Origin of the sequence: Pseudomonas sp. IT-P44, assembly GCF_949768225.1 — a bacterium.
GTDB lineage: Bacteria > Pseudomonadota > Gammaproteobacteria > Pseudomonadales > Pseudomonadaceae > Aquipseudomonas > Aquipseudomonas migulae.
The window spans coordinates 22,241-32,935 of sequence record NZ_CATKQM010000005.1; the positions used below are offsets into that span (position 1 = coordinate 22,241).

The following is a 10,695-nucleotide window of genomic DNA, read 5'->3' on the forward strand; positions in this document are numbered from 1 at the left end:
ACAAGGTCCACCGCTCACAAGGCGGTGGGCCGTGCGCCGACGGCGTGGGCGCCAGGTTTTCCGAAGAGGACGCGGTATGTGTTCGTATAAGAATTATTTGCAGGTGGCGTTTGGCGTTGTGCTCGGCCTGTTGCAGGGTGTCACCCTCGCGGCTGATTACGTCGATGTGCTGGACCTGCCCGCCAGAGTCAGTGCCTTGGCCATCAACAGTCCGTTGTCCGGCATGGCTCGCGCCGGTGAGCGCGTGGTCGCCGTCGGTCAGCGTGGCCATATTCTGTTTTCCGATGATGCCGGCAAGCACTGGCAGCAGGCAGCGGTACCGGTCAGTGCCGATCTCACGGCGGTGAATTTTCCGACCACCACCCAAGGTTGGGCGGTGGGCAACGACGGTGTGGTGCTGCACAGCAGCGACGCCGGCGCGACCTGGCAAAAGCAACTCGACGGCCGCCAGATCGGCGCCTTGCTGGTCAAGCATTACACGGCGTTGGCCAGTGCCGAACCGGGCAATGAACAATGGCCGTTGCTGGTTGCCGAAGGCCAGCGGTTGATCGAGCAGGGCGCAGACAAACCGCTGCTCGACACATGGTTTGCCAACGACAAAGTCGGTTATGTGGTCGGCGTGTTCAACCTGATCCTGCGCACCGAGGACGGTGGACAGAGCTGGACGCCATTTCAGGATCGCACAGACAACCCGCAAGGTTTCCACCTCAACGCCATCGCTTCCACTGGCGACGCTTTGTACATCGCCGGCGAACAAGGCCTGTTGCTCAAATGGGATGACCACTCCCAGCGCTTCACCGCCGTGCCGACGCCGTATCAAGGCAGCTTTTTCGGCGTGCTCGGCAAGCCTGGCGAAGCGCTCGTCTATGGCCTGCGCGGCAACGTCCTGCGCAGCACCGATGGCGGCCAAAACTGGACGGCACTCGACACCGGCCTGCACGTCAGCATCACCGCTGGCCTGATCGATGCCCGTGGCGATTACCGCCTGTTCACCCAGGGTGGGCAGATGCTGGTCAGCCAGGGCACGGGCGCGCAATTGCACCTGTTGCGCCAACCGGTGCCGACCCCGGTCGCCGGTGTTACCCAGTCCGCCGCTGGTGCGTTGGTGGTCGCGGGCAGCCGTGGCGCCCAGACGCTAGCCCTCGAACCCTAAGAGCGAGAACCCAGACATGGGCAATATCAAACAAGACGCCATGCCGGTAATCCGCGACCTGCGGGATTTCGATCAGCACTCCGGCAACCTCCTCGAACGGTGGGTGTTCAACTATCGGCCGCTGTTCATGCTGCTGATGGCACTGGCCACCGTGGTGCTGGGTTTCATGGCCGTGACACGCCTGGAGCTGCGCCCAAGCTTCGAAAAAATGATTCCGCAGAGCCAACCGTACATCCAGAATTTCCTGGAAAACCGCCAGTCGCTGCGTGGCTTGGGCAACTCGGTGCGCGTGGTGGTCGAGAACACCCAGGGTGATATTTTCGACCCCGCTTACCTCGACGTACTCAAGCAGGTCAACGACCAGCTGTTCCTCACCGAAGGCGTCGACCGCGCGTGGATGAAATCCCTGTGGAGCCCGGCGGTGCGCTGGACCGAAGTCACCGAGGATGGTTTCCAGGGTGGCCCGGTGATGCCCGATACCTATTCCGGTCAGCCTGAACAAATCGAGCAACTGCGCCAGAACATCTCCCGCGCCGGTCTGGTCGGCAGCCTGGTGGCCAGCGACTTCAAGTCGAGCATGCTGATCGTGCCGCTGCTGGACAAAGCCGCCGCCGGTGGTCAGCCCATCAACTATCACGCGTTCTCGCAGATGCTCGAAGAGCAGTTGCGCGACAAGATCGAATTCGCCGGCGACAGCGCGGCGCGCAAATCCGGGGAAGAGGGCAAGGGTCAATACAAGGTTCGGGTCATCGGCTTCGCCAAACTGATGGGCGACCTGATCGATGGCCTGATTCAGGTGATGATGTTTTTCGGCCTGGCGGTCATCACTTCGCTGGCGATCATCTATGCCTACACCCGTTGTGTGCGCAGCACGTTGCTGGTGGTCGGCTGCTCGCTGATTGCGGTGGTCTGGCAACTGGGGATCGTCGCCTGGCTCGGTTATGCCATCGACCCGTACTCGGTGCTGGTGCCGTTTTTGATCTTCGCCATTGGTGTGTCCCACGCCGCCCAGAAGATGAACGGCATCATGCAGGACATCGCCCGAGGCACTCACAAACTGATCGCCGCGCGCTATACCTTCCGCCGTTTGTTCATCGCCGGCGTCACCGCGTTGCTGGCCGACGCCGTGGGTTTCGCGGTGCTGATGCTGATCGACATTCCGGTGATCCAGGACCTGGCGATCACCGCCAGCATCGGCGTCGCCGTGCTGATCTTCACCTCGCTGTTGCTGATGCCGGTGGCGCTGTCCTATGTCGGTGTTGGCGCCAAGGCTGCCGAACGCGCGTTGAAAATCGACACCCGCGCCGAACACCACAAGGGCTTTGGCAAACTCTGGGACCTGCTCGACCGCTTCACCACCGCCAAGTGGGCGACCGGTGCAGTATTGGTCGCCGTGCTGATGGGCATCGGCGGCTTCATGGTCAGCCTCAACCTGAAGATCGGCGATCTCGAAAGCGGTGCGCCGGAGCTGCGTGCCGACTCGCGCTACAACCGCGACAACGCCTACATCACCCAGCATTACGCGCTGTCCAGCGACCTGTTTGCGGTGATGATCAAGACTGCGCCGGAAGGCTGCCTGAACTACAAGACGTTGGTCCTTGCCGATCGTTTGGCCTGGGAGCTGCAACAGTATCCAGGCGTGCAGGCGACGACCTCGCTGGTCAACGCCGTGCGGCAGATCACTGCCGGCACCTATGAAGGCAACCCCAAGCTCAACAGCATCCAGCGTAACCAGGACGTGCTCAACTACGCCGCGCAGCAGGCTTCGGTCAACTCGCCTGAGCTGTTCAACAACAACTGCTCGCTGATGCCGGTGATCACGTTCCTCAAGGATCACAAGGCTGAAACGCTGGACGCGGTGGTGGCGATTGCCGACAAGTTCGCCAAGGAAAACAGCACCGAAGATCGTCAGTTCCTGTTGGCGGCCGGCAGCGCTGGCATCGAAGCGGCGACCAACATCGTTGTGCGCGAAGCCAATCGCACCATGTTGCTTTACGTCTACGCGGCGGTGACGCTGTTTTGCCTGATCACCTTCCGCAGCTGGCGCGCCACGCTGGTGGCGCTGTTGCCGCTGGTACTGACCTCGATCCTTTGCGAAGCGCTGATGGTCGCCATGGGGATCGGCGTAAAGGTTGCGACCTTGCCGGTGATCGCCCTCGGCGTGGGCATCGGTGTTGACTACGCCTTGTACTTGCTCAGCGTGCAACTGCACTTCCAGCGCCAGGGTTTGCCGCTGTCCCAGGCCTACCGCAACGCGGTGTCCTTCACCGGCCGGGTGGTCGGGCTGGTGGGCATCACCCTGGCGGCTGGCGTGGTGTGTTGGGTCTGGTCGCCGATCAAGTTCCAGGCCGACATGGGCATCCTGCTGACCTTCATGTTCCTGTGGAACATGCTGGGTGCGCTGGTGCTGATTCCTGCCCTGTCTTATTTCCTGTTGCGCGAACGGGCGCTGGCGCCCGGCCCTGTTGCGCAAGCCGACAACACCGAAATCTCTCAACGTCCGGGCGTGCCTCATGCCCTGACCACTTCCGAGTAAGCCAACGATGTCTGATTACAAAGCTCCTTTGCGTGACATGCACTTCGTACTCAACGAGGTTTTCCAGGTGTCCCGGTTGTGGGCCAAATTGCCTGGCCTGGCCGAGGTGATCGATGAAGAAACGGCCGCCGCGATCCTCGAAGAAGCCGGCAAGATCAGCGCCGAAGTGATTGCACCGCTGAACCGCAGCAGCGATGAACAAGGCTGCACCTGGAGCAATGGCTCGGTGACGGCACCGGATGGTTTTGCCGCCGCCTACAAGGCTTTTGCCGAAGGTGGCTGGGTGGGCGTAGGTGGCGATCCACGGTTCGGTGGCATGGGCATGCCCAAGGCCATTTCGGCCCAGGTCGAAGAGATGGTCAATTCGGCCAGCCTGTCCTTCGGCCTGTACCCGATGCTGACGGCCGGCGCGTGCCTGTCGATCAATGCTCACGCCAGCGAAGCACTGAAAGCCACCTACTTGCCGAACCTGTACGACGGCACCTGGACCGGCTCGATGTGCCTGACCGAAGCGCATGCCGGCACAGACCTGGGCCTGATTCGCACCCGTGCCGAACCTCAGGCCGACGGCAGTTTCAAGATCAGCGGCAGCAAGATATTCATCACCGGCGGTGAGCACGACCTGACCGAAAACATCATTCACCTGGTACTGGCGCGCTTGCCGGATGCACCGGCGGGACCGAAAGGCATTTCGCTGTTCCTGGTGCCCAAGGTGCTGGTCAATGCCGATGGCTCGCTGGGCGAGCGCAACTCACTGTCCTGTGGTTCCATCGAGCACAAGATGGGCATCAAGGCCTCCGCCACGTGCGTGATGAACTTTGACGGTGCCACCGGCTGGATCGTCGACGCACCGAACAAAGGGTTGGCGGCGATGTTCACCATGATGAATTACGAACGTCTGGGCGTGGGTATTCAGGGCCTTGCGCAAGGCGAACGCTCTTACCAGAACGCCGTCGAATACGCCCGTGACCGCCTGCAAAGCCGTTCGCCGAGGGGCGCGCAGAACAAGGACAAAGCCGCCGATCCGATCATCGTTCACCCGGATGTACGACGGATGCTGTTGACCATGAAGGCCTTGAACGAAGGCGGGCGGGCGTTTTCCAGCTACGTGGCCTTGCAGCTGGATACCGCCAAGTACAGCGAAGACGAGTCAATCAGCAGCCGCGCCCAGGAACTGGTGTCGCTTCTGACCCCTGTGGCCAAGGCGTTCCTCACCGACATGGGGCTGGAAACCACCGTGCATGGCCAGCAGATCTTCGGCGGCCATGGCTATATCCGCGAATGGGGCCAGGAGCAATTGGTACGCGATGTGCGCATCACCCAGATCTACGAAGGCACCAACGGTATCCAGTCACTGGACCTGGCCGGGCGCAAAATCGTCGGCAGCGGCGGAGCGCTCTACCGGCTGTTCGCTTCGGAGATCCGCAACTTTACCGCCAATGCCTGCGCTGACCTCGGCGAGTTCACCAGACCGTTGAACGCCGCCGTCGACACCCTCGACGAACTGACCGCATGGCTGCTGGACCGAGCCCAGAATAACCCGAATGAAATCGGCGCGGCTTCGGTCGAATACCTGCACGTGTTCGGCTACACCGCGTACGCCTACATGTGGGCGCGAATGGCCAAAGCCGCCATGAGCACGCATTCCAAGGACGCGTTCTATGTCAGCAAACTGGCCACTGCACGCTTCTACTTCGCCCGTCTGCTGCCACGTATCCACTCGTTGAGCGCGTCGGCCAAGGCTGGCAGCGAATGCCTCTATAAATTGGATGCAGAGCAGTTCTGAGCTCACGTAAAAAAGGACCGGGAACCACAACCATGATGGCGACAAAAATAATTCCGCCCGCCGACGGCGCCTACGCCTATCCCTTGCTGATCAAGCAATTGTTGTTGTCCGGCGTGCGCTACGAGCCGGGCCGGGAAATCGTGTATGCCGACAAGCTGCGCTACAGCTACCAGACGCTCAACCAGCGGATACGCAAGCTGGCCAACGCCTTGACCGCTGCCGGCGTCAAGGCCGGGGACACGGTGGCCCTGCTTGACTGGGATAGCCATCGCTACCTGGAATGTTTCTTTGCCGTGCCGATGATCGGCGCGGTGCTGCATACCGTGAACATCCGTCTTTCGCCGGATCAGGTGCTCTTCACCATGAACCATGCCGAGGACGACCTGGTGCTCGTGCATGACGATTTCCTGCCTCTGGTTGAACAGATTCAGGGGCAGCTCAACACCGTCAAAGGTTACTTGCAGCTTACGGACGACACAGCCACTCCCACGTCGCTGCCGGTGCTGGGGGAATATGAAAACCTGTTGGCCGGGGCCGCAGACCAGTACGACTTTCCCGATTTCGATGAAAACTCGGTGGCGACCCTTTTCTACACCACGGGCACTACTGGCGACCCTAAAGGCGTGTATTTCACTCACCGCCAATTGGTCTTGCACACCTTGAATGCCGTGGGCACTTTGGGCGTCTACCAGGGGTTGCCGCTGCTGCGCTCCGATGATGTCTACATGCCGATCACACCGATGTTTCACGTGCATGCCTGGGGTGTGCCCTATGTCGCCACCCTGATGGGCATCAAGCAGGTGTACCCCGGCCGCTATGAGCCCAACAGCCTGGTCAGGCTGTATCGAGAGGAGAAGGTCACGTTCTCCCACTGTGTGCCGACCATTCTGCAAATGATCCTGAACTGCGAGGAAGCGCAACGGACTCGTTTTGATGGCTGGAAAATGCTCCTGGGCGGCAGCGCGCTGACCTTGGGCATCGCCAGTGAGGCGAGTGCCAAAGGTATTCAGGTACACAGCGGTTACGGCATGTCGGAAACCTGCCCGTTGCTGTGCCTGACTTACCTGCGCGACGAAGACCTCGCACAATCCACGCAAGTCCAACTGGCGACCCGCATCAAGACTGGCACAACTGTGCCGATGGTCGACCTGAAAATCATCGATGCCAATGGCAATGACGTTGCCCATGACGGAGAGTCCCTGGGCGAGATCGTGGTGCGCGCGCCTTGGCTGACCCAAGGCTATTTGAAGGAGCCCGAAAAGGGTGCAGAGCTTTGGCACAACGGCTGGCTGCACACCGGCGACATGGCCTCCATTGACCCTTTGGGAGGGGTGGAAATCAAAGATCGAATCAAGGATGTCATCAAGACGGGCGGGGAGTGGATCAGCTCCCTGGAACTGGAAAGCCTGATCAGCGAACACTCGGCCGTCATGTCGGTCGCGGTCGTGGGCATTGCGGACGAGCAATGGGGCGAACGGCCAATGGCGCTGGTGGTGTGCGAGCCTGGGCAATATCTCGACCGCAAGATGCTGGAGGTGCACCTGCAAGGGTTTGTCGAGCGTGGCCGGATCAATAAATGGGCGATCCCCAAGCGGTTCAGGTTCGTCGCCGAGATCCCTAAAACCAGCGTCGGGAAGATTAACAAAAAGCTCATCCGGGAAAGCGAATCGAGCTGAAAGGCGCGGCGGATGCTACGTCAACCCTGACCGCTGATCGCGAGGTCCGCTGTTTCATATCCGTCAAAGGGGATCATGCATCCAGATGCTTGATCCCTTTTTTCGTTTCAGGTCTGCGTAAACGTCGCGGCGATGTCGTCGGGTCTGTCGAAATAACTCAGGGCAAGTAGCCAGCAGCCTGGACGAGGTGGCTGTCCTGCCCGGCAACGATGAGGTGCATTGGCACATGGGGTTGCTCATCAACAACGGAAGTGACCTCAAACCCACCCACTACCAGCGGCTGTCGCTCACACATTTCGGTCGACTCTCCCGCCAGTTTTTTCGCCATTTTCGCGTGGTTCGCTGCGATTTCGTTGAGAGTTGACACGTTACATCTCCGGGTAAAAGACCCAGCGCATGGCTGGCGTCCAAAATATTGATTTGATGGTTGTCGCGTCAGAATTACGTCGTTTCCGGGCGATTACGACCGGCGATTGCAATCCCTGCGCCAGAGGCTGTGGCAATTCTTTGTCGCGTCTACATTAGCGACGAATGGTGACATTTGGATGTGCTTGAATCGGGCGTAAACTGGCAGTGCTACTTCATCTGGAGGAGCCGGATATGATTGCCGACCGAATGACCGCACAGACATCCGCGGACAAAGCTGTCTGGGATCAATATTTTTGCGCTGCGCTGATTGCGGAAAGCAATCTGACGGCGCCGGTTGTAGGAGGGGCCACTCATGACGACAGGCAGAATCTGTTGATTGAAAGAGCCAAGGCGCTCGCCGACAAAATGATGGATACGCGCCAGTGAACGGAAACACATGCCTGTTCAATACCTCGGCCCAACCTCTTCAGGTTGGGCTTTTTCATGCCTGTCTCAACCCGACGTAAACCCAGTCCCGAACACCCCCGCGATCCGTAGGAGCCAGGCTTGCCGGCGAAGGCGTCCGTGAAATCGCCATCGCCGGCAAGCTGGCTCCTACAGGTGTGGCGAGAACCCCCAATCCCGAACACACCCCCGATCCGTAGGAGCCGGCTTGCTGGCGATAGCGCCCGCAAGACCGCCATCGCCAGCAAGCCGGGCTCCTACAGGTTTGGCGTGAACCTCAGTCCCGAATCCTCCCGCGGTTTTGTAGGAGCCGTCTTGCCGGCGATGGCGTCCGTGAGATCGCCATCGCCAGCAAGCTGGCTCCTACAGGGTTGGCGTGCGCTGCAAATGCGGGCGAGGTCTTATATTTCTAAAAGATATAAATAGATAATTATATATTCCTTTTAATGTCGTTCCTGGAGGTGCACTTTGGGCGCCTGCACATCCGTTCGGATGCGTTCGACATCACACAGGAAGCCGCATCATGACCATCAAAGCGATCAACGTTCGCAACCAGTTCAAGGGCGTCATCAAGGAAATCGTCGAAGGCGAAGTGGTCTCGGAAATCGATGTGCAAACCGCATCCGGGATCGTCACCTCGGTGATCACCACTCGCTCGGTGCGCGACCTCGAATTGAGGGTGGGCAGCGAAGTCATCGCCTTCGTCAAATCCACCGAGGTATCGATTGCCAAGCTCTGAATCGACGTTCAAGAAAACGACAGGCCCTGGCTCGCGCGGATCAGGTCATAGGCCTTGCGCGCGATCAGGTTGGCGGTGTTAGGCCGGATCCACAGGTAGTAAGTGACGTCCGGCAGTCGCGGCAATCCATCATTTTCACCCAGCACACGCATGTCCGGGCCGAGCATTTCCATGCTTCGGGGGGTGACCCCCAGCCCCGCGCGCGTCGCCGCTTTAATGCCGATCAGGTTCGACGCCAGGTACGCCTGGCGCCAGGGAATGTTCGCGCGTTCCAGCGCTTCCAGCGCATAGCGCCGATAGATGCTTGGCTCATCCACGAGAATCAGCGGCAAGGGTTCGCCGGGGTTGTGCAGGTATTGCGCCGAGCAAATCCACCACACCGGCGAGGTGCGCAAGGCAAAGCCTTCGAGGTTCGGGTCTTCGCGAGTGGAAATCACCATGTCGACCTTGCCCCGGTGCAGGTCCTCCATCAGAAACGGGCTGCGACCGACGTCGATTTCCAGACGCAAGCGCGGCGCCGAGCGAGCGATGTGGCTGAGGATCGGCGGCAGGATCGTGTCGGCAATGTCATGGGGCGAGCCGATGCGCAACACGCCGCTCAAGCTGCTTTCACGCAGGGAACTCAAGGCTTCGTCGTTGAGCGAGAGCATCTGCCTTGCGTGGCGCAGCAACTGCAGCCCGGCTTCCGTCAGTTGTTTTTGCCGTCCGCGTTTCTCGAACAGATTCACCCCGACCTGTTGTTCCAGGCGTTGCATGTGTTGGGTGACCGACGATTGCGTGCGGTCCAGTTGCGCGCCGGCCTCGGCAAAACTGTGGTGATCCACCACCGCGATGAAAGTGCGTAGCAATTCGAGATCTAGCGTGGGCAGGGTCGACATGGGCGTTTCCAGGGCTGTTTTTACATCACGAGTTTAAACATAAACATTAATAATCCTTATGTGTTTTTTCTGGGTTATTCAGTGTGAATGGGGTTTTGATTAGCAAATACAGGGGTTGTGGCCGTTCTGTCTTTCAGCGCTAAACGCCAAGTTATAACGATATTAGATATTTGAATTTCCGTTACACCAACGCTGTACCTAGGATCCCCCACATCAGGTCGGGGGACGCCGATCATCCATGAGGGGGAAAAACCATGTTGTTCGAGCGCACACCTGTAAAACGAATATTGCCTGTGATGTTGGGCGCCCTGGTCTCACTGGCCGCCAGCACGGCTGCCCAGGCTGACGCGACGCTGGACAAGATCGAGCAGCGTCATGCGCTGGCGGTCGGCGTGCTGTTGTCGGGCGGCCCGTTTGGCGGGATTGATCCGGCCACCCAGAAGCCGCGCGGCTTGAACGTCGAACTCGCTCAGGAACTGGGTCGCCAGTTGGGCGCTGAAGTGGAACTGGTGCCCGTTTTGCCGGCCAACCGCGTGCAGTTTCTGCAGCAGGGAAAAGTCGACTTGCTGATCGCCAACATGGAGTGGACGGCGGAACGCGGCGAGATTCTCGGTTTTGTGCCGACGCCGTTTTACCGGGTCGGGGGCACCGCTGCGGTGCTCAAGGACAGCAAGATCACCCGTTGGGAAGACCTCAAGGGGCAGCCGGTCTGCACCTCGCAAGGCAGCAGCTACGTCAAGCCGCTCACCGAGTTGGGCGTCGAGATCAAAGCCTTCAAGAGCTCGTCGGAATCCTTGCTGGCGTTGCGCGGCAATAACTGCGTCGCCGCCGTGCACGACGCCACGCTGGTCAATCCATTGATCGCCGACAGTGCCGAATGGAAAGACTACCGGGCGATCTCCCCGGAACTGAACCCGGCGCCTTCGGTGATCTGGACCCGTCGCGGTGAAAGCGACACCCAGGCCAGGCTCGACCCGATCGTCAAGGAACTGCACCGCAGCGGCTGGCTGATCGAGGCGCAGACCCGCAACCACATTACGCCCGCGTCACCGGCGCTGGTCGAGTTGCAAAAGAAGTTTCAGGCCAACGGCGCCTGATTCAACTCATCGTCTTC

At 59.9% G+C, this 10,695-nt stretch carries 9 protein-coding genes; 7 read left to right on the forward strand and 2 right to left on the reverse strand.

Translation table 11 applies throughout. The features are described 5' to 3' along the window. Positions 1-76: 76 nt before the first annotated feature. The 4 genes from ACM6IO_RS01785 to ACM6IO_RS01800 are packed head-to-tail and all read left to right on the forward strand — an operon-like array spanning position 77 to position 7,151. Positions 77-1,153: a WD40/YVTN/BNR-like repeat-containing protein gene (locus tag ACM6IO_RS01785; RefSeq protein WP_414910785.1), complete on the forward strand. Its 1,077-nt coding sequence runs from the start codon at positions 77-79 to the stop codon at positions 1,151-1,153. Positions 1,154-1,169: 16 nt separating this feature from the next. Continuing rightward, positions 1,170-3,689 carry an efflux RND transporter permease subunit gene (locus ACM6IO_RS01790; RefSeq protein WP_008032814.1) on the forward strand — a complete coding sequence of 840 codons (2,520 nt, stop codon included), beginning with the start codon at positions 1,170-1,172 and terminating at the stop codon, positions 3,687-3,689. 7 nt (positions 3,690-3,696) lie between these two features. Beyond that, a complete protein-coding gene (locus ACM6IO_RS01795; RefSeq protein ID WP_008040959.1) occupies positions 3,697-5,475 on the forward strand; it encodes an acyl-CoA dehydrogenase C-terminal domain-containing protein in 1,779 nt (592 codons plus the stop codon). A gap of 32 nt (positions 5,476-5,507) precedes the next feature. Further along, entirely contained in the window at positions 5,508-7,151 is a 1,644-nt protein-coding gene (locus ACM6IO_RS01800) for a fatty acid--CoA ligase (protein ID WP_414910786.1), read from the forward strand. Between the two features lie 157 nt (positions 7,152-7,308). On the opposite strand, the gene ACM6IO_RS01805 is transcribed toward ACM6IO_RS01800, so the two are convergent. After that, a complete protein-coding gene (locus tag ACM6IO_RS01805) occupies positions 7,309-7,518 on the reverse strand; it encodes a hypothetical protein (protein ID WP_223452514.1) in 210 nt (69 codons plus the stop codon). Positions 7,519-7,751: 233 nt separating this feature from the next. On the opposite strand from ACM6IO_RS01805, the gene ACM6IO_RS01810 reads away from it, so the two are divergent. Then, the gene (locus ACM6IO_RS01810) at positions 7,752-7,946 is read left to right on the forward strand and encodes a hypothetical protein (RefSeq protein WP_414910787.1); all 195 of its coding nucleotides are present in this window, start codon (positions 7,752-7,754) and stop codon (positions 7,944-7,946) included. 541 nt (positions 7,947-8,487) lie between these two features. Then, entirely contained in the window at positions 8,488-8,703 is a 216-nt protein-coding gene (locus ACM6IO_RS01815) for a TOBE domain-containing protein (protein WP_008032823.1), read from the forward strand. A gap of 8 nt (positions 8,704-8,711) precedes the next feature. On the opposite strand, the gene ACM6IO_RS01820 is transcribed toward ACM6IO_RS01815, so the two are convergent. Next, a complete protein-coding gene (locus ACM6IO_RS01820; protein WP_008032824.1) occupies positions 8,712-9,581 on the reverse strand; it encodes a LysR substrate-binding domain-containing protein in 870 nt (289 codons plus the stop codon). 254 nt (positions 9,582-9,835) lie between these two features. Between ACM6IO_RS01820 and ACM6IO_RS01825 the strand changes: the two genes are divergently transcribed. Continuing rightward, on the forward strand, positions 9,836-10,678 hold the full coding sequence (locus tag ACM6IO_RS01825; protein ID WP_414910788.1) for a transporter substrate-binding domain-containing protein: 843 nt from the start codon (positions 9,836-9,838) through the stop codon (positions 10,676-10,678). Positions 10,679-10,695 lie beyond the last annotated feature (17 nt).